General features: G+C 63.7%; 18 protein-coding genes. 11 read left to right on the top strand and 7 right to left on the bottom strand.

From position 1 onward, the window contains the following. The first annotated feature begins 39 nt into the window (after nucleotides 1-39). The 3 genes from JX25_RS04675 (at nucleotide 40) to typA (ending at nucleotide 3,970) form a co-directional block, all read left to right on the top strand. Nucleotides 40-1,251, top strand: coding sequence for an NADP-dependent isocitrate dehydrogenase (locus tag JX25_RS04675; protein ID WP_128253916.1), 1,212 nt, complete (start codon nucleotides 40-42; stop codon nucleotides 1,249-1,251). Nucleotides 1,252-1,347: 96 nt separating this feature from the next. Continuing rightward, nucleotides 1,348-1,884, top strand: coding sequence for a putative glycolipid-binding domain-containing protein (locus tag JX25_RS04670; RefSeq protein ID WP_128253915.1), 537 nt, complete (start codon nucleotides 1,348-1,350; stop codon nucleotides 1,882-1,884). A gap of 265 nt (nucleotides 1,885-2,149) precedes the next feature. After that, nucleotides 2,150-3,970: a translational GTPase TypA gene (gene typA / locus JX25_RS04665; protein ID WP_128253914.1), complete on the top strand. Its 1,821-nt coding sequence runs from the start codon at nucleotides 2,150-2,152 to the stop codon at nucleotides 3,968-3,970. A 72-nt stretch (nucleotides 3,971-4,042) separates the two neighbouring features. On the opposite strand, the gene JX25_RS04660 is transcribed toward typA, so the two are convergent. The 3 genes from JX25_RS04660 to recA are packed head-to-tail and all read right to left on the bottom strand — an operon-like array spanning nucleotide 4,043 to nucleotide 8,109. Then, nucleotides 4,043-4,333 (bottom strand): DUF1330 domain-containing protein, encoded by a 291-nt coding sequence (locus JX25_RS04660; protein WP_128253913.1) that lies wholly within the window; start codon nucleotides 4,331-4,333, stop codon nucleotides 4,043-4,045. After that, nucleotides 4,333-6,981, bottom strand: a complete 2,649-nt coding sequence (gene alaS, locus JX25_RS04655; protein ID WP_128253912.1) for an alanine--tRNA ligase — start codon at nucleotides 6,979-6,981, stop codon at nucleotides 4,333-4,335. Before alaS ends, JX25_RS04660 begins: the two co-directional genes overlap by 1 nt. Nucleotides 6,982-7,041: 60 nt before the next feature. Continuing rightward, on the bottom strand, nucleotides 7,042-8,109 hold the full coding sequence (gene recA, locus JX25_RS04650; RefSeq protein ID WP_128253911.1) for a recombinase RecA: 1,068 nt from the start codon (nucleotides 8,107-8,109) through the stop codon (nucleotides 7,042-7,044). A gap of 191 nt (nucleotides 8,110-8,300) precedes the next feature. On the opposite strand from recA, the gene JX25_RS04645 reads away from it, so the two are divergent. Next, nucleotides 8,301-8,912 (top strand): hypothetical protein, encoded by a 612-nt coding sequence (locus JX25_RS04645; RefSeq protein ID WP_128253910.1) that lies wholly within the window; start codon nucleotides 8,301-8,303, stop codon nucleotides 8,910-8,912. Here the strand turns inward: JX25_RS04645 and JX25_RS04640 are convergent. After that, nucleotides 8,881-10,899 (bottom strand): ATP-binding protein, encoded by a 2,019-nt coding sequence (locus tag JX25_RS04640; RefSeq protein WP_421780177.1) that lies wholly within the window; start codon nucleotides 10,897-10,899, stop codon nucleotides 8,881-8,883. The two genes, JX25_RS04645 and JX25_RS04640, sit on opposite strands and share 32 nt — an antisense overlap. A 60-nt stretch (nucleotides 10,900-10,959) precedes the next feature. Next, nucleotides 10,960-12,105 (bottom strand): RsmB/NOP family class I SAM-dependent RNA methyltransferase, encoded by a 1,146-nt coding sequence (locus tag JX25_RS04635; protein ID WP_128253909.1) that lies wholly within the window; start codon nucleotides 12,103-12,105, stop codon nucleotides 10,960-10,962. A gap of 124 nt (nucleotides 12,106-12,229) precedes the next feature. On the opposite strand from JX25_RS04635, the gene JX25_RS04630 reads away from it, so the two are divergent. After that, nucleotides 12,230-12,643, top strand: a complete 414-nt coding sequence (locus JX25_RS04630) for a Fur family transcriptional regulator (RefSeq protein WP_128253908.1) — start codon at nucleotides 12,230-12,232, stop codon at nucleotides 12,641-12,643. Between the two features lie 75 nt (nucleotides 12,644-12,718). Beyond that, nucleotides 12,719-13,996: a phosphopyruvate hydratase gene (gene eno / locus JX25_RS04625; protein ID WP_128253907.1), complete on the top strand. Its 1,278-nt coding sequence runs from the start codon at nucleotides 12,719-12,721 to the stop codon at nucleotides 13,994-13,996. A gap of 58 nt (nucleotides 13,997-14,054) precedes the next feature. On the opposite strand, the gene JX25_RS04620 is transcribed toward eno, so the two are convergent. Further along, complete coding sequence (locus JX25_RS04620; RefSeq protein ID WP_128253906.1) at nucleotides 14,055-15,140, bottom strand: anhydro-N-acetylmuramic acid kinase; 1,086 nt, start codon at nucleotides 15,138-15,140, stop codon at nucleotides 14,055-14,057. Nucleotides 15,141-15,202: 62 nt separating this feature from the next. Here JX25_RS04620 and tyrS point away from each other — a divergent pair, with 62 nt between their 5' ends. Both tyrS and JX25_RS04610 read left to right on the top strand, forming a co-directional pair. Beyond that, nucleotides 15,203-16,453, top strand: coding sequence for a tyrosine--tRNA ligase (gene tyrS, locus JX25_RS04615; RefSeq protein WP_128253905.1), 1,251 nt, complete (start codon nucleotides 15,203-15,205; stop codon nucleotides 16,451-16,453). Between the two features lie 75 nt (nucleotides 16,454-16,528). Continuing rightward, entirely contained in the window at nucleotides 16,529-17,581 is a 1,053-nt protein-coding gene (locus tag JX25_RS04610) for a L,D-transpeptidase (protein ID WP_128253904.1), read from the top strand. Nucleotides 17,582-17,616: 35 nt separating this feature from the next. Here JX25_RS04610 and JX25_RS04605 read toward each other — a convergent pair whose 3' ends face one another. Beyond that, nucleotides 17,617-18,813, bottom strand: a complete 1,197-nt coding sequence (locus JX25_RS04605) for a pyridoxal-phosphate-dependent aminotransferase family protein (protein WP_128253903.1) — start codon at nucleotides 18,811-18,813, stop codon at nucleotides 17,617-17,619. 214 nt (nucleotides 18,814-19,027) lie between these two features. Between JX25_RS04605 and JX25_RS04600 the strand changes: the two genes are divergently transcribed. The 3 genes from JX25_RS04600 (at nucleotide 19,028) to JX25_RS04590 (ending at nucleotide 22,337) form a co-directional block, all read left to right on the top strand. Beyond that, a complete protein-coding gene (locus JX25_RS04600) occupies nucleotides 19,028-20,695 on the top strand; it encodes an ABC transporter ATP-binding protein (protein ID WP_128255176.1) in 1,668 nt (555 codons plus the stop codon). Next, nucleotides 20,692-21,429 carry a CAF17-like 4Fe-4S cluster assembly/insertion protein YgfZ gene (gene ygfZ, locus JX25_RS04595; protein ID WP_128253902.1) on the top strand — a complete coding sequence of 246 codons (738 nt, stop codon included), beginning with the start codon at nucleotides 20,692-20,694 and terminating at the stop codon, nucleotides 21,427-21,429. Before JX25_RS04600 ends, ygfZ begins: the two co-directional genes overlap by 4 nt. 200 nt (nucleotides 21,430-21,629) lie before the next feature. Beyond that, a complete protein-coding gene (locus tag JX25_RS04590; RefSeq protein ID WP_128253901.1) occupies nucleotides 21,630-22,337 on the top strand; it encodes an outer membrane protein in 708 nt (235 codons plus the stop codon). The last annotated feature ends 71 nt before the right edge of the window (nucleotides 22,338-22,408 follow it).

Here is a 22,408-nt window from a genome sequence, read left to right as displayed (position 1 = left end):
ACACCTTTCACCGAATCCTGCAACCACCCGAGGACACTCATGTCGAAGATCAAGGTAGCCAACCCTGTCGTCGAGCTCGACGGCGACGAGATGACCCGGATCATCTGGGACTTCATCAAGAAGAAGCTGATCCTTCCCTATCTCGACGTTGATCTGAAGTATTACGACCTCGGCATCGAAGAGCGGGATCGCACGAACGACCAGATCACGATCGATGCCGCGCATGCGATCAAGGAATATGGCGTGGGCGTGAAATGCGCCACCATCACCCCCGACGAGGCGCGGGTCGAGGAGTTCGGCCTGAAGCAGATGTGGCGCTCGCCCAACGGCACGATCCGCAACATCCTTGGCGGCGTGATCTTCCGCGAGCCGATCATCTGCAAGAACGTTCCGCGTCTGGTGCCCGGCTGGACCCAGCCGATCGTCGTGGGCCGTCACGCCTTTGGCGACCAGTACCGCGCCACCGACTTCCGCTTCCCCGGCAAGGGCAAGCTGTCGATCAAGTTCGTCGGCGCAGACGGCGAAACCATCGAAAAGGAAGTGTTCCAGGCACCGGGTTCCGGCGTCACCATGGCGATGTACAACCTGGACGAATCGATCATCGACTTCGCCCGCGCTTCCATGAACTACGGCCTCGTCAAGGGCTGGCCGGTTTACCTGTCGACCAAGAACACCATCCTGAAAGCCTATGACGGCCGCTTCAAGGACCTGTTCCAGAAGGTTTATGACGAAGAGTTCGCGGACAAGTTCAAGGCTGCCGGCATCCATTACGAACACCGCCTGATCGACGACATGGTCGCCTCGGCGATGAAATGGTCGGGCGGCTATGTCTGGGCCTGCAAGAACTATGACGGGGACGTTCAGTCGGACACCGTGGCGCAGGGCTTCGGCTCGCTCGGCCTGATGACGTCGGTTCTGATGACGCCCGATGGGAAAACGGTGGAAGCCGAGGCTGCGCACGGCACGGTGACGCGCCACTATCGCCAGCACCAGCAGGGCAAGGAAACCTCCACCAACTCCATCGCGTCGATCTTCGCGTGGACGGGCGGCCTGAAGCACCGCGCCAAGCTGGACAACAACGATGCGCTGCTGACCTTTGCCACCACGCTGGAAAGGGTTACAGTGCAGGCGGTCGAGGACGGGTTCATGACCAAGGACCTCGCCCTTCTGGTGGGCCCCGATCAGCAATGGCTGACAACGATGGGCTACCTGGAAAAGGTGGACGAATACCTGAACAAGGCGCTCTCCTGATCTTGAAGGCCCGGGAAATCCCGGGCCTTTTCATATCGTCCGTCATGGAACCGACACCTCCGCAGGTTATCCACACCCTTCTAGGAGGGGAGCCCCATGGCCACGGCATTATGGAAACGCATCGACATTCCCGGCCGCGACGCGGCCGTGCTGACGGATGAGGCTGGTTCCCTGCGGCTTGAAGGGATGGCCATGTTCACGGCTGCCCCGGATCATCAGGTCACGGTCAGCTATCAGGTGCAGCTTGCGCAGGACGGTGCGCTTTGGGCGCAGATCGACGGCTGTCGCGGCAAGGACCGCTTTTCCCACCTGATCCTGCGCGAGGCGCAGGGATGGACGCTTGACGGTGTTTGCATGGGTTTGCGCCACCTGCGCCACCTGACGCTGGGCTTCACCCCTGCCACCTCAGTGCTTCTGATGCGCAAGGAGGCAATTTGCGTCACCTCTGCCGTCGGGATTCCCGCCGCGTATTTCGATATCGGCCAAACGAAGCTGACGGAAAGGCCGCAGCATTTCCGGCGACGCGACCGCGAGCTTTACGACTACAGCACACCGGATCGTTCCACCATGCTGCGGGTTGCAGGGGACGGCTTCATTCACCAGGACCCCGGGCTATGGCAACGCGAAGCCTGAGGGAACCGCGCCCCAATTCCCGCCGTTGAACCGCGAGCGCCGCATGAAGCTGGCGCAGGAACGGAGGAACGTCATGAACAGCATCATTTATATCGTTGGCCTTGTCGTCATCGTCGTCGCCATCCTGTCCTTTATCGGGATCGGCTGATCGCCTGGCGCCATCCCGCGCGGCACGGCCTACTTGCGGCCGCGCGGGGGCACTGAGGGGCTGGCATTTTCCGCCTGCTGCGTGTATCGCGACGGGGCAGCAGACAAGGATCCCCGGATGGAACTCCGCAACATCGCGATCATCGCGCACGTCGACCATGGCAAAACCACATTGGTGGATGAGCTTCTGAAGCAATCGGGCGCGTTCCGCGACAACCAGGCCGTGGCCGAGCGCGCGATGGACAGCAACGACATCGAGCGTGAGCGCGGGATCACGATCCTTGCCAAATGCACCTCGCTCGAATGGGGCGGCGCGCGCATCAACATTGTGGACACCCCCGGCCACGCCGATTTCGGCGGCGAGGTGGAGCGGATCCTGAGCATGGTGGACGGCGTCGTTCTGCTGGTCGATGCTGCCGAAGGCCCGATGCCGCAAACGAAATTCGTGACCTCGAAGGCGTTGGCGCTTGGCCTGCGCCCGATCGTCGTTCTGAACAAGGTCGACAAGCCCGATGCCGAGCCCGACCGCGCACTGGACGAGGTGTTCGACCTGTTCGCCAACCTCGGCGCTTCGGACGAGCAGCTGGACTTCCCCGCGATGTACGCCTCCGGGCGGTCCGGCTGGGCGGACATGGAACTGGACGGCCCGCGCAAGGACCTGTCGGCGCTGTATGACCTGATCCTCAAGCATGTTCCGGCACCCAAGCAGCTGTCCCGCATGGAAGAGCCGTTCCAGATGCTTGCCACGACGCTGTCGGCCGACCCCTTCATCGGGCGCATCCTGACGGGCCGCGTCGAGGCGGGCACCGTCAAGGCCGGTGACACGCTGAAGGCGCTTTCGCGCGACGGCGAGCGGATCGAGCAGTTCCGCGTTTCGAAGGTCCTGGCCTTCCGCGGCCTGTCGCAAAGCCCGATCGACGTGGGCGAAGCCGGCGACATCGTGACGCTGGCCGGGATGGCCAAGGCGACCGTGGCCGACACGCTTTGCGCCCCCGAAGTTGATACGCCGATTCCGGCGCAGCCGATCGACCCGCCGACCATCTCCGTCACCTTCGGCATCAACGACTCGCCGCTGGCAGGCAAGGATGGCAACAAGGTTCAGTCGCGCGTCATTCGCGACCGCCTGATGAAAGAAGCCGAGGTCAACGTCGCCATCAAGATCACCGACACTCCCGGTGGTGAAGCGTTCGACGTGGCGGGCCGCGGCGAACTCCAGATGGGCGTTCTGATCGAGAACATGCGCCGCGAAGGGTTCGAGCTATCGATCTCTCGCCCGCGCGTTCTGTTCCGCGAAGAAAACGGCCAGCGGCTGGAGCCGATCGAGGAAGTCACCATCGACGTGGATGACGAATTCACCGGCGCCGTGATCGAGAAGCTGACCGGCCCGCGCAAGGGCGACCTGACCGAGATGAAGCCCGCAGGCGCTGGCAAGACCCGGATCATCGCGCATGTCCCGTCGCGCGGCCTGATCGGCTATCACGGTCAGTTCCTGACCGACACGCGCGGCACGGGTGTCATGAACCGCGTCTTCCACGAATGGGCACCCCACAAGGGCCCGATCGAGGGCCGTCGCCAGGGCGTTCTGATTTCCATGGAAAACGGCACTGCTGTTCCCTATGCGCTTTGGAACCTTGAGGAACGCGGTATGCTGTTCATCGGCGGGCAGGAAGCGGTCTATGAAGGCATGATCATCGGCGAGCATTCGCGCGAGAACGATCTGGAAGTGAACCCGCTGAAAGGCAAGAAGCTGACTAACGTCCGCGCTTCGGGTACCGATGAAGCCGTTCGCCTGACGCCGCCGGTGCGGATGTCGCTGGAACAGGCGATCGCCTATATCGACGATGATGAACTGGTTGAAGTGACGCCGAAGGCCATCCGCCTGCGCAAGCGTTACCTTGACCCGCACGAGCGTAAGCGCCAGTCGCGCGCTGCTGGCTAATAAAAAAGGCGCCCCGCGGGGCGCCTTTTTTGTAGGGTGAATAAAAAGGGCGCGGGGATCACCCGCGCCTTTTCAGTTTTCCAGTTCCTCGACCACCACAAGGTCGCGGTCCGATGAATGTTTCGCATGCACCAGTGCCGCCTGATACTCATCCGAGTTGTAGCAGGTCACCGCCGCCTCGACCGAGGGGAAGCGCACAACCACGTTGCGCTTGCGCTCCCGCCCCTCAAGCTGGACGTAGGGGCCGCTGCGATGCAGAAACACACCCCCATGTGCGGCAATGGCCGGACCGGCAGCCTGCGCATAAAGCGCATAACTGTCGGGATCCGTAACCTCGACATGGGTGATCCAAAGCGCTGACATTATCCCTCCAGAACAGCTTCGACGGCTTTGACCGCATCCTCGGCCTTGGAGGCATCGGAAGCACCGGCTTGCGCCATGTCCGCGCGGCCGCCACCCCCCTTGCCGCCAAGCGCTTCGGCTGCAGCCTTGACCAGTTGAACCGCCGAAAGCCGCTCCGTCAAGTCTGCCGTCACGCCAGCCGCCAGCGCAGCCTTGCCGCCGGTGTCCGAGATCAGAAGCACAGCACCAGAGCCGACCTTGGCCTTCATCTCGTCCACCAACGCCGGCAGTTCCTTGCCCGAAACGCCTTGCACGATGCGCGACAGGAAGCGGACACCGCCGATGTCCTTCGCTTCTTCATCAGCGCCGGACATCGCGGCTTCGCGCTTTAGTTGCGCCACCTCGTTCGAAAGGGCCCGGCGTTCCTCTACCAGCGCACGCGTCCGTTCGACCACGTCCGCAGGCGCGGCCTTCAACAGCGCGGCAACCTCGGCCAGCCGTTTCACCTGCTCTGACAGGTAGGCCAGTGCGCCCTCGCCAGTCAGCGCCTCGATCCGGCGAACCCCCGCCGAGGACGCGGTATCGCTCAGCAGCACGAACAGCCCCACCTCGCCCAGACGGCCCACATGGGTGCCGCCGCAAAGTTCAAGGCTGTAGGTCTTGCCATCGCTGCCTTTGCCCGACGCGTCCATCCGACCCATTGAGACGACGCGCACCTCATCGCCGTATTTCTCGCCGAACAGCGCCTGCGCACCAAGTTCGCGCGCATCGTCAGGGGACATGACGCGGGTGACGACCTCGCCGTTCTGGCGGATCATCTCGTTCACCTCGGCCTCGACCGCGGCAATCTCCTCGGCCGTCAGCCCCTTGGTGTGGCTGAAGTCGAAGCGCAGACGGTCGGGCGCGTTAAGGCTGCCGCGCTGTGCGACATGATCGCCCAGCGTCCGCCGCAGCGCCTCGTTCAGCAGGTGCGTGGCCGAGTGGTTCGCCTGAATCGCCATACGCCGATCATGGTCCACCAGCAGTTCGGCGCCCTGGCCGACCTTGATCTCGCCCTCGGTCACCGTGGCAGAGTGGATGAACAGCCCCTGGCTGCGCTTGGTGTCGGTGATCTTCGCCGTGCCCGTCGCCGTGCGCAGAAGGCCCGCATCGCCGACCTGACCACCGCTTTCGCCATAGAACGGCGTCTGGTTCAGGACGATCTGAACCTCCTGCCCCGCTGTGGCGCTTGCAGCTTCGGCGCCGCCTGCGACGATGGCCTGAACTTCGCCCTCGGCCTCCTCGGTGTCATAGCCGAGGAATTCCGTAACTCCGACCTTGTCGGCCAGTTCGAACCAGATCGCAGCATCCTTGGTTTCACCCGAACCTGCCCAGGACGCGCGGGCCTTGGCTTTCTGTTCGGCCATGGCCGCGTCAAAGCCGTCAGTGTCCACCGTCCGGCCCTTTTCGCGCAAGGCATCCTGCGTCAGGTCCAGCGGGAAGCCATAGGTGTCGTACAGCTTGAACGCCGCCTCGCCCGAAAGGGCCGCGCCTTCGGGAAGTTGGCCCAGCTCGTCATCCAGCAGGCGCAGACCGCGGTCCAGCGTCTGGCGGAACTTGGTTTCTTCCTGCCGCAGTGTTTCCTCGATCAGGGCCTGCGCACGGTTCAGTTCCGGATAGGCCGCGCCCATCTGGCGAACCAGTGCCGGCACCAGCCGGTACATCAGCGGATCCTGCGCGCCAAGCTGGTGCGCATGACGCATCGCGCGGCGCATGATCCGCCGCAGCACATAACCGCGCCCGTCATTGGACGGCATGACGCCATCGGCAATCAGGAACGAGGTGGAACGCAGGTGATCGGCGATCACACGGTGATGCGTTTTTCCTGCCCCGTCCGGATCGGAGGAGGTCGCATGCGCACTCGCCTCGATCAGGCTGCGCATCAGGTCGGTGTCATAGTTGTCGTGCTTGCCCTGCAGCAGCGCGCCGATACGCTCAAGCCCCATGCCGGTATCTATGGACTGCATGTCCAGCGCACGCATCGAACCATCCGCGAACTGCTCGTTCTGCATGAAGACGAGGTTCCAGATCTCGATGAAGCGGTCGCCATCCTCGTCCGCCGAACCGGGAGGGCCGCCCCAGATCTTGTCACCGTGATCGAAGAAGATCTCGGTGCAGGGGCCGCAGGGGCCGGTCGGGCCCATTTGCCAGAAGTTGTCGCTGGTCGGGATGCGGATGATGCGGTCATCGGACAGGCCGGCGACCTTCTTCCAGATGTTCGCAGCCTCGTCATCCGTGTGGTACACGGTGACCAGAAGCCGGTCCTTCGGAATATCGAAATCCTTTGTCAGCAGTTCCCATGCAAGGGGAATCGCCTGTTCCTTGAAGTAATCGCCGAAGCTGAAATTGCCTAGCATTTCAAAGAACGTATGGTGCCGGGCGGTATAGCCGACATTGTCCAGATCGTTGTGCTTGCCGCCCGCGCGAACGCATTTCTGTGCGCTGGTCGCACGGACATAGTCACGCGTTTCGGCCCCGGTGAAACAGTCCTTGAACTGCACCATGCCAGAGTTCGTGAACATCAGCGTGGGATCGTTGCGCGGAACCAGCGGGCTGGACGGAACGACCGTATGGCCGTTCCGCGCGAAGAAATCGAGGAAGGTGGATCGGATATCGTTCAGCGACGGCATGCTGGCCCCTGTTCTTGTCTTCCGACCCGTTTACCTGCCTAGACCACTCGCAACAAGGCCTCAGTCCTCGGTCAGGTCATCCGCGCCGGGTTTGAAGCTCAGGTCAAGGCCATGTGCGGCGCGAACCTTGTCCTCGATGGCACGTGCGGCATCAGGGTTGTTCTTCAGGTATTGCTTCGCATTCTCGCGTCCCTGCCCGATCCGCTCATCCCCGAAGGAATACCAAGAACCCGACTTTTCAACGACGCCGGCCTTCACGCCAAGATCCACCAGCTCACCCAGCTTGGAGATGCCTTCGCCATACATGATGTCGAATTCAACTTCCTTGAAGGGCGGTGCGACCTTGTTCTTGACGACCTTCACGCGGGTAGAGTTGCCGATAACCTCATCCCGGTCCTTGATCGCGCCGGTGCGGCGGATGTCCAGACGGACAGAGCAGTAGAATTTCAACGCGTTGCCGCCCGTGGTCGTTTCCGGGCTGCCGAACATCACGCCGATCTTCATGCGGATCTGGTTGATGAAGATGACCATGCAGTTCGACCGGCCGATGGAGGCGGTTAGCTTGCGCATCGCCTGGCTCATCAAACGGGCCTGACTGCCCATCTGCATGTCGCCCATGTCGCCCTCGATCTCGGCCTTGGGCGTCAGCGCCGCGACAGAGTCAACCACGATCAGGTTCACCGCACCGGACCGTACCAGCGTATCGACGATTTCAAGCGCCTGCTCGCCCGTATCGGGCTGCGAGATCAGCAGCTCGTCAAGGTTCACGCCCAGCTTCTTGGCGTATTGCGGATCCAGTGCGTGTTCGGCATCGACGAATGCGCAAACGCCGCCCTTCTTCTGCTCCTCGGCCACGACATGCAGCGTCAGCGTCGTCTTCCCCGAACTTTCGGGGCCATAAATCTCGATGATGCGGCCCTTGGGCAGGCCCCCGATGCCAAGCGCGATGTCCAGGCCCAGCGATCCGGTCGAGGTCGCCTCGATATCCAGCACCGCATTGTCCTGACCGAGCTTCATGATCGAGCCCTTGCCGAACTGACGTTCGATCTGAGCCAGTGCGCTTTCGAGCGCCTTCGCCTTGTCCATTTCGCGCTTTCCGTTCAAATCAAAGAGGTTCGCAGTCGCCATACGTTAACCCTTCTCGCATAGCTGTCGCCGGGGGGCAATCTTGCCGATGTTCTTGTCTTGTTCCCTATATGGCGAAGGGGCCCTGCAACTTCAAGCATTTTCAACAAATTCGACTTCACGCGAAAATGCTTAAGCAATAGTTTACGCCAATGGCCGAGAGTGGCCCCACAGATAATGAGGGATGGCGATAGATGCTGGTTTTCTGGGAACAACGGCTGGTATTTCTTGCCACGCCGAAGACGGGGTCAACGGCGATCGAAAGTGCGCTGGAGGCTTTGTCGGCAATCTCGGTCACCCGGCCGCCCTTGCTGAAGCACACGACCGTTCACCGCTATCACCGTTTCATCGGGCCCTATCTCAAGGCCGCTTCGGGGCATGATTTCGAGGTGATGGCCCTGATGCGCGAACCGCGCGACTGGCTGGGAAGCTGGTTCCGCTATCGCACCCGCGAGGCGGCCGAGGATGGCAAGGCGACGCGCGGCATGACCTTCGAAGAGTTCGTTCGCGCCTATGCGTCCGATCCCCAGCCCGCCTTTGCCGATGTGGGCTCTCAGGAACGGTTCTTGCGCCCGCGCAATGGCGAAGGCGTGGATCACCTGTTCCGGTACGAGGAGATCGACCGCTTCATCGCGTTTCTTGAGGATCGCCTGGACTGCGCCATCACCCTGCCGCGCCTGAACGTTTCGCCCCCCGGATCGCTGGACCTTTCAGCCGAGGCCGAAACGCTGTGGCGTCAGGCCTGTGCGCCGGATCTGGAACTTTACGGGCGCATCACGTCAGAAGCCGCTGCACTGTCGTCGTAAGGTCGTTCAGCGAAAACGGCTTGGGCAGGAAGACAGAGTGCGGGAATTGCGCCTGTTCATCCGCGAAGGCTTCCTGCGCATAGCCGGATACGAAGACGATCCGCGCGTCGGGCCGCTGCTGAAGTGCCTGGCGCACCCAAGTCGGCCCGTCCATTCCCGGCATGACAACATCCGTCACGAAGGCATCCACGACCAGTGACGGATCCTCCAGCACCTCCAGGGCTTCCTCGGCGCTTCCCGCTTCCAGCACCGTGTATCCGCGAAGCCGCAATGCGCGCGAGGCGAAGGCGCGAACGGGGGCCTCGTCCTCCACCAGAAGGATCACGCCTTCGCCCGGCGGCAGGACCACGGGCGCGGCAGGAGGCGGTTTGACCACGGCCTTCACCTCGGGCGCGGTGGGAAGGTACAGGTTGAAGACGCTGCCCTCGCCCACCGTGCTGTCCACGAAGATATAGCCGCCCGTCTGTTTGACGATGCCATACACGGTGGACAGGCCAAGGCCGGTCCCCTCGCCCGGGCGCTTGGTGGTGAAAAACGGCTCGAATATCTTTTCCAGATGGTCGGGCTCGATGCCTGCGCCCTGATCAATGACGCGAACCACCACATAATCCCCCGGGGGAACGATCGCACGGTTGCGGCGAAGTTCGGCCCGCAGGGTCAGGGCCTCCGTCTCGATCCGGATCACGCCACCCGACTTCATCGCATCGCGCGCGTTCACCACAAGATTCATCACCACCTGTTCAAGCTGGCGGCGATCGGCCTGCACGCGAAGGCGGCCGGGTCCGTGTTCCAGCCGCAGTGTCACCCGTTCCCCCACAAGGCGGTTCAGAAGATGGGCGAGATCGGAAAGCACTTCGTGCAGTTCAAGCGTTTCAAGCTTCTGGGTCTGCTTGCGGGAATAGGCAAGAAGCTGCCCCACAAGGCTGGCGGCCCGGTTGGCGTTCTGGTGGATCTGCATCAGATCCGCATATTCGGGATCGGTCGCGTCGTGGCGCAGCAGCAGCAGGTCGCAATGGCCCGAGATGGCGGTCAGCAGGTTGTTGAAATCATGCGCAATGCCGCCGGCAAGCTGTCCGATGGCCTGCATCTTCTGGCTCTGGATCGACTGCGTTTCCAACGCGCGCACGGCAGTCGCGTCGATCAGGACCGCCAGCACCACGGTGCGCCCCCGTTCCTGCGTGCGCCGCAAGGACACGTGAACATAGCTGTCCGCCGAGCGGCGGATCCGCAGCACTTCGCCCGCCGCGGTCAGCCGCCCCGAAGCGACGTCCTGCAGCCACGCACTCAACGAGCGGCCCAGCCCCTCGAACAGATCCGAGATCGTGGCCTTTTCATTCGCCTGAAGCTGCAGCATGTCGCGCGCAAGGGCGTTGGCAGTCAGAACCCGACCCTCGGCCGCGAAGATGACCAGCGGCAGCGGCACGTGTTCGAACCGCATCATTTCACGCAAGGGTGCAACGCTCACCTCGGGGGCGGACGGCGTGTCCGAAACACGATCCTGTGCATGGTCAAGCCGCCACAGGAACAGGCCCCGGCCGCCGTCATGCACGTTCAGCGTCAGGGTGCCCTGCCGCGTCGTCACCTGCTCCGCCGCTGATCCGTCAAGTGCGGCGCGGCTTTGCAGCCGTTTCAGCACCGCCGGCGGATCGGCGAAAAGGCGCGACAGCGCAGCCATGGTGGTTCGCTGATCGCTGCCCGCCACCCGACGGGCCGCTTCGTTGCTGGCGCAGATCCGGCATTCGGCATCGGTGGCGAAGCAAATGGCGGGATCCCGGTCCATCAGCCGAGCCAGCACGGCGCGTTGCGCACGTTCCTTCCACCAGCGCGCGCCCCAGACGACCAGCGCCGAAACCGCCATGGTCCAGAAGGTCGCGGTGACCGACAGGCTGACATCGACAACCAGCGCCGAATTGCCAAGAAACGTCAGCGTCAGCGCCGCAAGTCCGGCAGCGATGAGCATGACCGCCCAACCCAGAAGATTGTCCACTCGCATCACCGTTCACGCCTCACTCAGGTTCAAGCTTGGCAGGAGAAGGTTAACGTCACATTAACCCGTCGGAGCGCGCAGCACGGTCAGATGGAATCCGTCGCCGCCATCCAGCGGTGTCAGCGTCAGCGACTTTTCCCGCGTCCATCCGGCGTGGCGGGCAAGAAAAGCCTCTGCCTGTGCGTCATTCTCGCTCCTCAGAAGCGAGCATGTGGCATAGCCGAGGTGCCCGCCCGCGCGCACCGCGGGTGCAAGCTGATCAAGGATGCCGGACTGGATGTGCAGAAGCTCTTCCAGCCGCTCGGCCGTCAGCAGCCACTTGCCTTCCGGCGCGCGCCGCCAGCTGCCCGAGCCCGAGCAGGGGGCATCCGCCAGCACAAGATCATATTGCAAGGCCAACGCTTCTGCGGTGTTGGCAAGACGCACGGCAACGCCTGCCCGTTCCGCCCGAACCGGCAGGTCCGCCATGCGTCGCGGGTTGATGTCATGCGCCGTCAGGTCCAGCTGCGCACGCGCCGCCATCGCCAGCGTCTTGCCACCCCCGCCCGCGCAGAAATCCAGCACGCGATCCCCGTCCGACAGCGGCAGCGCCTCAGTCACCGCCTGCGAAGCAGCGTCCTGAAGCTCCACCAGCCCGTCGCGATAGGCGGTGCAGGTCTGGATGCGGCGCGCGCCTTCCGTCACCTCCAGCGCGGCAGCGGCAAGCGGATGGGGCCGCGCCACGATCCCTTCGGCAGCCAGCGCGGCAATGATGCCGTCACGTGCGCCATTCGCCCGCAGGAAGACCGGTGCGCGGTGGCGCAACGCCTGCATCACCGGCGCGAATTTGTCACCAAGGCTGGCGCGAAGCTGCGGGGCCAGCCAGTCCGGACAATCCAGCGCCTCAAGCTCGGTCGGGGTGCGGGCAGCTTCCGTTACGGGTGCGGGTGCATGCCCCTCCCCGGTGAAGAGGGTTGCCGGATCGGCGCCCGCCGCCCGCACGCCCCCAAGGACCAAACTGCGCCCCGTTTCGGCGCCGCCAAGCGCGGCAAAGCTGCGACGGCAGCGGATGGCATCGAACACCAGGTCACGGATCGCGGCGCGGTCGCCCGATCCGGCAAAGCGGCTGGCCCGCGCCCAGTTCACCAGCGCCTTTTCCGCGGGAATGCCCGAAAGCCAGCGGTCAAGGATGGTGATGGCGGCGGAAAGGCGGGCGGCTGGCGTCATTGTGTCCTCGGCAGATGGATGGGCGGGCCATAGCGCCTTGGACCTCCCATGTCACGCGCCTGTGCAAACCGCCTTGTTCCCGCGCCGCGGAATCGCCTAGATCGACCAAAGAAAGGAAGCGTGCATGCCCGATGATATCATCCAACGCTGCGAGGCGAAGGGCCTGCGCATGACCGAGCAGCGCCGCACGGTGGCGCGCGTGATCGGCTCGGCCGAAGGGCATCCGGATGTGGAGGAGCTGTTCACCCGCGCCACTGCCATCGATCCCGGCATCTCGCTTGCCACGGTGTACCGGACGGTGAAACTGTTCGAGGAGGCGGGCATCCTTGAACGGCTGGAATTCGGTGACGGCCGCGCGCGTTACGAAGATGCCGAACGCGACCACCACGATCACCTGATCGACCTTCAGACGGGCGAGGTGATCGAATTCGTCGATCCGGAAATCGAAGCCCTTCAGGAAAGGATCGCCGCCAAGCTTGGTTATCGGCTGAAGGGCCACCGGCTGGAACTTTATGGCGTGCCGATGAAGAAGGGCTGACGTTGGCGCAAACGGGCTTTCCTCCGGCATTTCCGCAAGCTAGACCATCGGCAGGCGCCAAAGGAGGACAGGCCAGTGAGCACCATCATCGACATCCATGCCCGTGAGATTCTCGACAGCCGCGGCAATCCCACGATCGAGGTTGACGTCACGCTTGAAGGCGGCGCGATGGGCCGTGCGGCGGTTCCTTCCGGCGCCTCCACCGGCGCGCATGAAGCGGTTGAAAAGCGCGACGGCGACGCTGCCCGGTACAAAGGCAAGGGCGTGCTGGAAGCCGTGGCCGCCGTCAACGGAGAGATTGCCGAGGAACTGATCGGCTTCGACGCGACCGAACAGGTCGGCATCGACCGCACCATGATCGAGATGGACGGCACGCCGAACAAATCCCGCCTTGGCGCAAATGCGATTCTTGGCGTGTCACTGGCCGTGGCCAAAGCGGCGGCCGATTTCACCATGCAGCCGCTTTACCGCTATATCGGCGGCACCTCGGCCCGCGTTCTGCCCGTTCCGATGATGAACATCATCAATGGCGGCGAACATGCCGACAACCCGATCGACATCCAGGAATTCATGATCATGCCGGTTTCGGCCGGCAACGTGAAGGAAGCCATCCGCATGGGTGCGGAGGTGTTCCACACGCTGAAGAAGGAACTGTCGCAGGCCGGCTACAACACCGGGATCGGCGATGAAGGCGGCTTCGCGCCTGCCCTCAGCTCCACCCGCGAGGCGCTGGATTTTGTCATGAGGTCCATCGAGAAGGCAGGCTACAAACCGGGCGACGACATGTACCTTGCCCTGGATTGCGCTTCGACCGAATACTTCAAGAATGGCAGATATGTCATGGAAGGCGAAGGAAAAACCTTCACTTCGGCTGAAAATGTGGATTACCTTGCCGCCCTTTGCGGCGATTACCCGATCATCTCGATCGAAGATGGCTGCGCCGAGGATGACTGGGAAGGTTGGAAGCTGCTGACCGATCGGTTGGGCGACAAGGTGCAACTGGTCGGCGACGATCTGTTCGTGACGAACCCCAAGCGTTTGGCCGAAGGCATCGCCAAGGGCTGCGCCAACTCCATGCTGGTAAAGGTCAACCAGATCGGCACGCTGACCGAAACGCTGGCAGCCGTCGACATGGCGCACCGTGCTCGCTTCACCAACGTCATGTCCCACCGCTCGGGCGAGACCGAGGATGCGACCATCGCCGATCTGGCGGTTGCCACCAACTGCGGCCAGATCAAGACCGGCTCGCTTTCGCGCTCGGACCGTCTGGCAAAATACAACCAGCTTATCCGCATCGAGGAGATGCTGGGCGAAGTGGCCGAATACGCTGGCCGCTCCATCCTGAAGGCCTGACACCTTCCGCGGCAGCCGCCCGCGCCGACGGCCCCAGCGGGGCCCGAGGCGCGGGCGACTACCCGTCCAGGCGCCCGCCCGAAACCGGCACGCGCACGCCCGTCGTAACGGACGAGGATGTCGGAAGGCCCCGCGCCACGCGTACGGCCAGATAAGCGAAAGCCTGCGCCTCCAGCATATCGCCATCAAGACCCAGCACCGCAATATCCTCCACCTCGGCACCGGTTGCTTCGGCGATCATCCGCATCAGCGTCGCGTTGTTGCGCCCGCCGCCGGTCACGTAGATGCGCTGTACCGGAACCGGAAACCGCGCACAGCCGATCCCAACGGATCGCGCCACCGCCGCCGTCAGCGTGGCGCAGGCATCCGCATCGCCCAGATGTGATACATCCAGCACCTTGTCGAAATCGTTTCGGTCCAATGACTTCGGCGCGTTTCTTGAGAAGAAGGCATGTTCAAGGAACCGCCCCAGAAGGGCCTCGTCCGGGATGCCCTGCGCGGCAAGCATACCATTCTCGTCCCGCTCCAGCCCGAACCGCTCACGCATCAGATCATTGATCGGCGCATTCGCCGGGCCGGTATCAAAGGCCAGCAACGCGCCCTCATCCTCGGGCGTGGCCTTGCGTGGATCGATCCACGTGACATTGCCTACCCCGCCAAGGTTCAGGAAAGCGACCGGTGCATCCAGCCCTGCGCGGCGGGCGCAGGCAAAGTGATAGAACGGCACCAGCGGCGCACCCTGCCCGCCCTGCCGAACATCCTCGGTCCTGAAATCCCAGACGACGGGGCAGTCCAGCCGATCGGCCAGCCGCGCACCGCTGCCGGCCTGAAGCGTGCCGCGCCCGCCCGGATCATGGGCCAGTGTCTGACCATGAAACCCTACCACCTGCGCCTGCGGAAACTGCGCCAGCAGTTCGGCATGCACATCCTCCACCACCTTGGCGGCGGCCTCCACGGCTGCGCCTTCCCACTGGCCAAGCGCTGCGCGGATCACGTCCCGTTCCTCTGGCGTGAAGGGGCGATAGGCAGTCTGCCCGAATTCAGCCACCTGTTCGCCATCCGTCAGCACCAGCGCCGCATCCACCCCATCCAGCGAGGTTCCCGACATCGCGCCAAGCGCCCAGACGGGCCCCGAATTCCACATGGCCAAACCCCTGCCTCCAAGTTATACCGCAGGCCTGCACGATATAACGCACGAGAACAACCATGACCTTCCATCCGAAATCGGACTTCCTGAACGTGATGATGGCCCGCGGTTATCTTGCCGATTGCACCGATCTTCAGGGGCTCGACGAGGCACTGCGCAACGGCCCGGTTTCGGCTTATATCGGCTATGACGCAACGGCAGCTTCGCTGCATGTGGGCCACCTGCTGAACATCATGATCCTTCGCTGGTTCCAGAAAACCGGGAACCGCCCGCTGACGCTGATGGGCGGCGGCACGACGAAGCTTGGCGATCCGTCCTTCCGGTCGGAAGAACGCCCCCTGTTGACGGATGCGCAGATCGGCGCGAACATCGACGGGATGCAGAAGGTGTTCGCCCAGTACCTGACCTATGGCGAAGGCGCGACGGATGCCGTCATGCTCAACAACGCCGACTGGCTGGACGGGCTGAACTACCTGACCTTCCTGCGCGAGATCGGGCGTCACTTCTCCGTCAACCGGATGCTGTCGTTCGAAAGCGTTAAAACCCGGCTGGATCGCGAACAGTCGCTGTCCTTCCTTGAATTCAACTACATGATCCTTCAGGCCTATGATTTTCTGGAGCTTCACAAGCGCTATGGCTGCCTGCTCCAGATGGGCGGATCGGACCAGTGGGGCAACATCATCAACGGCGTGGACCTGACGCGCCGGGTGGCCGATGCCCAGATCTTCGGGCTCACCTCGCCGCTGCTGACCACGTCGGACGGGCGCAAGATGGGCAAGTCGGCGGGCGGCGCGGTCTGGCTGAACGGCGAGATGCTGTCTTCGTATGACTTCTGGCAGTTCTGGCGCAACACGACCGATGCCGATGTGGGCCGCTTCCTGAAGCTGTTCACCGAACTTCCGGTGGAGGAGTGCGATCGTCTGGGCGCGCTGGCAGGGTCCGAGATCAACGGCGCGAAGGTCATCCTTGCGAACGAAGTGACGACCCTGCTGCACGGTGCCGAAGCGGCCCGCACGGCCGAGGACACCGCCCGCGCGGTGTTCGAACAGGGCGGCGTCGGCGGCGATCTCGAAGTTGTGAGCTTGCCCGCCGCTACGCTTGGCGAAGGGCTGCCCGTGGCGCGTTTCCTTGTGGAAACCGGGCTTGCCCCCTCGGGCAAGGAAGCCAAACGCCTGATCGCCGAAGGCGGATTGCGCTTCAATAACGAGCCTGTGGCCGATGCGAACGCCCCCGTCACGGCTGACGTGATCGGGAACGAATTGAAGGTTTCCATCGGCAAGAAGAAGCACCGCCTGGTGCGGCTGTCCTAAGGACGGGGTTGTGGTTCTGGGCGCTGGCTGCATTATGTGTGGGTCAATACGCGTACAAAAGACAGGCACAGGACCATGACATTCAGGGCAATGCTGGCAGCCACCGCGATGGTGGCAGCGCTGGCGGGATGCGAGCAGATTGGCAGCTTCACAGAGCAGCCGGTCCAAGCCGCACAAGAGCCGCAGTTCTTCGAGAACGCCTATGCGGCACGGTCTGCCGGCAAGTTCAGCTTGCCCCCCATTCCCGAAGAAGAAATCCCCGTCGCCTATCGCCGTCAGATCGTTCCTTATGAAACGACGGAGCAACCCGGAACCATCGTCATCGATCCTGCCCATGCGGTGCTGTATCTTGTCCAGCCCGAGGGCAAGGCGATCCGCTATGGCATTTCGGTCGGCCGTGACGGTTTCGGCTGGTCTGGCACCTCGGTTGTGGCGCGCAAGGCGCAGTGGCCGACATGGACCCCGCCGGCCGAGATGATCGAACGTCAGCCAAGCCTTGAGAAATGGCGTGACGGCCAGCCCGGCGGCCCGACCAACCCGCTGGGTGCGCGCGCGCTTTACCTCTACATCGATGGCAAGGATTATGGCTTCCGTATTCACGGAACGCCCGAATGGCGGACCATTGGCAAGCGCGCGTCTTCGGGCTGTTTCCGCATGATCCAGCAAGACGTGTTGGACCTTTATGAGCGCGTGCCCACCGGCACCAAGGTGGTCGTGCTGACTCCGGAAGGAGAGATCCCGACGAAGCTGACGCTGCCGCCACCCTCGCCCAAACCCAAGCGAGCTGCCCCCGTTGCCGCAAGCGCCGCGCCCGCAAAGGTCGAAACGAAGGCGCTGGACGCAGAAACGACGGACGTGCCCGACGAGGTGGAAGCCGAAAGCGCCGACACGCTGGCTAGGGATGCGGCCCGTGCACTGGAAGCCGCACCTGCCGCCACGCCGGAGGCGGAGGCTCCTGCAGCTTCGTTCAAGCCCGAGGTGGAAGCCGTGGCCGGGACGGAAATCGAGCGCGGGACCGAGACCGAGACCGAGGCGCCTGCAACGGCACCTGCTGCGCCTGCAACCGATGAGGCTGAGGCCGAAGAAGAGGCTCCGGCCAATCCGGTATTCGTCACCCCGGTTCGCTGATCCCGTTGCGCGGCGGCCCGGCCGCCGCGCAACCCTCAGGCGCCCCGCGCCACCACGCCTGCGGCGGCGGCAAGCGCACCCTGCCCGTGCGGAATATTCAACGCCTGCATTGCAGCCTCGATCACGGCAAGGACGCCCAGCGTCATGTGGGCATTCACATGCCCCATGTGCGCCACTCGCAGGAAGCCATGATATTCCGGCGTTGCCGGATCGGCCATGCCAAGCCCGATCCCCAGCGTCACCCCGGCCTTCTGTTCCGTCCAGCGGCGGATGGCTGTCGCATGTGGGGCCCCGAAACGCGCCGCAGTGACCGAGCGGCCACGCTGCACAGGGTCCGCCACGTTCAGCCCGATCTGCGGGTTCCCTGCGCCCCACGTATCGAAGGCTGCCCAGACGGTCCGGGCAAGGGTGTCGTGGCGGTGCCAGACGGCCTCCAGCCCTTCTTCCTTCAGCATGTCCAGCGCCTCGCGCAGGGCAAAAAGATGATGCGTGGGGGCGGTGCCGCCGAACTGTTCATGAAATATCTTCGGGAACGCCCGCGGCGTCCAGTTCCACATCGGCGTGCGCATGTCCGCGCGGGCCGACCGTTCATGCGCCCTGTCCGAGAACCAGACGAAAGACAGGCCCGGCGGCACCATCAGGCCCTTCTGGCTGGCCGCAACAAGGACATCGACGCCCCACCTGTCCATGTGAAACTCGTCGCATCCAAGCGTGGCAATGGCATCAACAGCCAGAAGTGCATCCGATCCCGCAGCGTCGATCGCTGTCCGGATCGCCGCGATGTCGTTCAGAACGGTGGTTGCAGTATCCACCTGCGTCAGCAGCACGGCGCGGATCGAGGGGTCGGCCCGCAGCGCCTCTTCCACCCGGGCGGGATCGACCGGGGCCTGCCTGCCGAAATCGACAACCTGCACATCCACGCCCATCTGCCGCGCCGCATTGGCCCAGCCCTGCCCGAAATGGCCTGTCACGCAAACCAGCGCCCGATCCCCGCGCGAGAACATGTTGGCGATCGCCGCCTCCCACGCCGCATGACCGTTCCCGACATAGATCGCGACGTTCTGCGCCGTTCCCGCCACCCATTTCAGGTCCGGCACGATGCCGTCCACCATGTCATGCAATGCGCCCTCATAGATGTTGGGCGCGGCGCGGTGCATCGCGTTCAGCACCCGGTCCGGCATGACAGAGGGGCCGGGAATGGCGAGGTAGTGACGACCGTTGGCAAGGCTCATTGGCATCCTCCTGATGTATCCATGATCGCTACGCCCGGGCCGGGGGGCGCGTCAATCTCTTGCCTCCCTCCCGCCCGCGGGCTAGACCCAAGGCCCAATACGGAGAGGCCCCTTGTCCATCGACAGCCCGCACAAGACGCGCGACCCCCGTTACGCTTCGCACCGCCTGTTCGGGCGGCTGTGGCGCGGCTATCTCAGCCGGCACAAGGGCAAGATGGTCCTTGCCTTCCTGCTGATGACGATCGAAGGGTCCACGCTGGGCCTGCTGTCATGGATGATCAAGCCGCTGTTCGACCGCGTGTTCACGCCCGGCGGCGAAGGCGCGCTCGTCTGGGTGGGCTTCGGCATCCTTGGCCTGTTCATGATCCGCGCCTTCACCTCGGTCGCATCGAAGGCACTTCTGACGCGCATCGCGCAGCAAAGCTCCACCCTCATGCAGGTAGATCTTCTGCGCCACATCCTGACGCTGGACCAGGACTTCTTCCAGACCAACCCCCCCGGCCAGCTGATCGAACGGGTGCAGGGCGATACCGCCGCCGTGCAGGGTGTCTGGTCATCAGTCATCACGGGCGTGGGGCGCGATGCCATTTCATTGATCGGGCTTTTCGTGGTGGCGCTGTCGATCGACGTGCACTGGACGCTGGCCGCGATGGTCGGCGCACCGCTGCTGATCCTGCCGGCCATCGTCGTGCAACGCTATATCCGGCGCAAGGTGGGGCAGACGCGGGCGCAGGCGGGCCTCCGCTCCACCCGTCTGGACGAGATTTTTCACGGCATCCAGGCCATCAAGCTGAACCGGATGGAGGCGTATCAGACCGGCCGCTTCCAAAGCATCGTCGGGCGCATCGTCCGGGCAGAGGTGAAAACCGCCACGGGCCGCGCCTCCATGCCTGCGCTGATCGACCTGATCACCGGCATCGGGTTCTTCACGGTCCTGATGCTTGCAGGCCAGGAGATCATCGCGGGCGAACGGACGGTGGGCGAGTTCATGTCATTCTTCACCGCGATGGCGCTGACCTTCCAGCCGATGCGCCGCCTGGGCGATATCTCGGGCTTCTGGCAGGTGGCTGCCGCCAGCCTGACGCGCATCTTCCGCCTGTTCGACCTGCATCCTGCGCCGCGTGCACCGGCAACGGCCCGCCCTGCCCGCACCCCGCCGCAGATCGAACTGCGCGACGTGCATTTCGGCTATTCCGAGGTTCCGGTGCTGAGCGGGGCCAGCTTCACCGCGCGTGCGGGCAAGATGACCGCGCTGGTTGGTGCCTCGGGCGCAGGGAAAAGCACCGTGTTCCATCTGCTGACGGGACTTGCGCAGCCGTTGTCGGGGCAGATCCTGATGGATGGAACGGATGTGCGGGAATTCTCGCTGGAGGATCTGCGGGGCCAGTTCTCGGTCGTGTCGCAGGACAGCGCGCTGTTCGATGAAACGATCCGAGAAAATGTGGTGCTGGGCCGCGACATCCCCGAGGACCAGCTTCGCGCCGCGCTTGACGCCGCCCACGTGACCGAGTTCGTGCAGAACCTGCCTGCAGGCATCGACAGTCCTGCCGGGCCGCGCGGCTCTGCGCTTTCCGGCGGGCAGCGGCAACGTGTGGCCATCGCCCGTGCGCTGATCTCGGACGCACCGGTCCTGCTGATGGACGAGGCCACCTCGGCGCTGGATGCGCAGTCGGAGGCGATGGTGGCCGCGGCCCTTGCGCAAAAGGGCAACGGGCGTACGATGCTGGTCATCGCGCACCGGCTGTCCACAATCCGCGAGGCGGACAGCATCGTGGTGATGGATCAGGGCCGCGTGGTCGATCAGGGCACGCATGACGACCTGCTTCGCCGCGGCGGGATCTATGCCGAACTTTACCGTCTGCAATTCAGGGATCAGGCATGACACGCACGATCTGGACCATCACCGGAGCCGACCGGCTGGACTTCCTGCAGAACCTCGTCACCAATGACGTGCTGCGCCTGCAAGAGGATGGCATCGTCTGGTCCGGCTTGCTGACACCGCAGGGCAAATACCTGGCCGATTTCTTCATCATCCGTCAGGGTGACGACCTGCTGGTTGATATCGATACCGGCATCGCCGATGCCACCCTGCGCCGCCTGTCGATGTATCGGCTGCGCGCGGATGTGCAGATCGCACCCGCAACCGTTACTGTTTCGCGCGGCGTCGGAACCGGCCCTGCGGGCAGCCATGCCGATCCGCGCCACCCCGCGATGGGCTGGCGGTTTTATGGCGACACGGTGGATGTACCGGATGTCGACTGGGATGCCCTGCGGGTAGAGCATGTGGTTCCCGAAACGGGGATCGAGCTGACTCCGGATACCTTCATCCTCGAAGCCGGGTTCGAGCGGCTTCACGGCGTGGATTTTCGCAAGGGCTGCTATGTCGGGCAGGAAGTGACCGCCCGCATGAAGCACAAGACAGAACTGCGCAAAGGCCTGATGCGCGTTGCCATAGACGGGGCTGCACCCGTGGGAACGGAGATCATGGCAGGCGGAAAGGTGGCGGGCACGCTGTTCACCCAGTCGAATGGGCAGGCTATTGCATATCTGCGCTTTGACCGGTTGGCGGGCGACCTTACCGCCGGCAACGCCCGCATTCATGCGCATGAAAACTGAGTGCCGCACACTTCCCCCGAAGAGACGCAAATCTAGCTGTCAGTCCGGCCGGTTTGCGAACAGCATTTGATGCACAAGTGCAACAGGTGCTTCCGCTTATGGCTTTAAGATTAATTTAAGGTTTCGCGGATGGCACCGGGCCACCTACAGTTTCGCTAAACTGGTGCCCCCCCCGCCCCCCTGTTCGAGGAGACGTGAAGATGATGAATCGTATCGCCGCTGCTGGTTTCGGGCTTGTCGCCCTTGCCGCCACGCCCGTTCTTGCCGGTGGCCCGGTCGTGCCGACGCCGGAGCCGGTCGTGGCTTCGCCCGCCGTCGTCGTGCCCGCCGCGCCCAGCTTCCAGGGCGGTTATGTCGGTGGTGGCCTCGGCTATGCCTTCGCCGGTGACGACCGTGTCGGCGCCATCCCGGTGACCCGCGATGCCGGCACGCTGGAAATCAGCGGCGCCGTTGGCAACGTCCACACCGGCTATCGCTGGCAGCAACCCGGCAGCCGCATCGTTTACGGCGTTGAAGCCATGGCCACGCTGGCCGATGTTGGCGACGACGCGGACGAAGCAGGCTTCCGCAGCGCGAACGACTTGAAATGGACCGCCACGCTGCGCGGCAACCTCGGCTATGTCGTGCAACCCGACATGCTTCTTTACGGGTTCGCCGGCTACTCGGTCGGCCGTTCGGAATACTGGGTCGTGGGCAATGGCGATGTGCTGCACGAAGAGCGTGACCTTGACGGTTATGTCGTCGGTCTGGGCCTTGAAAAGCTGCTGAACAACAACTGGTCGGTTCGCGGCGAATACGAATACGCCAACTACGGCTCGGAAACCACCACGTCCAACGCCGGCACGTTCACCACCGAAGAAACGCCGGAGTTCCACACCCTGCGCGTCGGTCTGAACTATCGCTTCTGATCCTTCCGGATCGCGAGGGGGCGGCCTTTCCCGGGCCGCCCCTTTCCCGTGGAAACCAACAGCCCGGTTTA

It is taken from the genome of Falsirhodobacter deserti (genome assembly GCF_004015795.1).
In the GTDB taxonomy this organism is placed as follows: domain Bacteria; phylum Pseudomonadota; class Alphaproteobacteria; order Rhodobacterales; family Rhodobacteraceae; genus Falsirhodobacter; species Falsirhodobacter deserti.
This window is presented reverse-complemented; position numbering and strand designations above follow the sequence as displayed.

Bases quoted from the DNA above. Each gene is read 5' to 3' on its own strand.
- JX25_RS04675 (WP_128253916.1), top strand. From the start codon at position 40: ATGTCGAAGATCAAGGTAGCCAACCCTGTCGTCGAGCTCGACGGCGAC.
- JX25_RS04670 (WP_128253915.1), top strand. From the start codon at position 1,348: ATGGCCACGGCATTATGGAAACGCATCGACATTCCCGGCCGCGACGCG.
- typA (WP_128253914.1), top strand. From the start codon at position 2,150: ATGGAACTCCGCAACATCGCGATCATCGCGCACGTCGACCATGGCAAA.
- JX25_RS04660 (WP_128253913.1), bottom strand. From the start codon at position 4,333: ATGTCAGCGCTTTGGATCACCCATGTCGAGGTTACGGATCCCGACAGT.
- alaS (WP_128253912.1), bottom strand. From the start codon at position 6,981: ATGCCGTCGCTGAACGATATCCGATCCACCTTCCTCGATTTCTTCGCG.
- recA (WP_128253911.1), bottom strand. From the start codon at position 8,109: ATGGCGACTGCGAACCTCTTTGATTTGAACGGAAAGCGCGAAATGGAC.
- JX25_RS04645 (WP_128253910.1), top strand. From the start codon at position 8,301: ATGCTGGTTTTCTGGGAACAACGGCTGGTATTTCTTGCCACGCCGAAG.
- JX25_RS04635 (WP_128253909.1), bottom strand. From the start codon at position 12,105: ATGACGCCAGCCGCCCGCCTTTCCGCCGCCATCACCATCCTTGACCGC.
- JX25_RS04630 (WP_128253908.1), top strand. From the start codon at position 12,230: ATGCCCGATGATATCATCCAACGCTGCGAGGCGAAGGGCCTGCGCATG.
- JX25_RS04620 (WP_128253906.1), bottom strand. From the start codon at position 15,140: ATGTGGAATTCGGGGCCCGTCTGGGCGCTTGGCGCGATGTCGGGAACC.
- tyrS (WP_128253905.1), top strand. From the start codon at position 15,203: ATGACCTTCCATCCGAAATCGGACTTCCTGAACGTGATGATGGCCCGC.
- JX25_RS04610 (WP_128253904.1), top strand. From the start codon at position 16,529: ATGACATTCAGGGCAATGCTGGCAGCCACCGCGATGGTGGCAGCGCTG.
- JX25_RS04605 (WP_128253903.1), bottom strand. From the start codon at position 18,813: ATGAGCCTTGCCAACGGTCGTCACTACCTCGCCATTCCCGGCCCCTCT.
- JX25_RS04600 (WP_128255176.1), top strand. From the start codon at position 19,028: ATGGTCCTTGCCTTCCTGCTGATGACGATCGAAGGGTCCACGCTGGGC.
- ygfZ (WP_128253902.1), top strand. From the start codon at position 20,692: ATGACACGCACGATCTGGACCATCACCGGAGCCGACCGGCTGGACTTC.
- JX25_RS04590 (WP_128253901.1), top strand. From the start codon at position 21,630: ATGATGAATCGTATCGCCGCTGCTGGTTTCGGGCTTGTCGCCCTTGCC.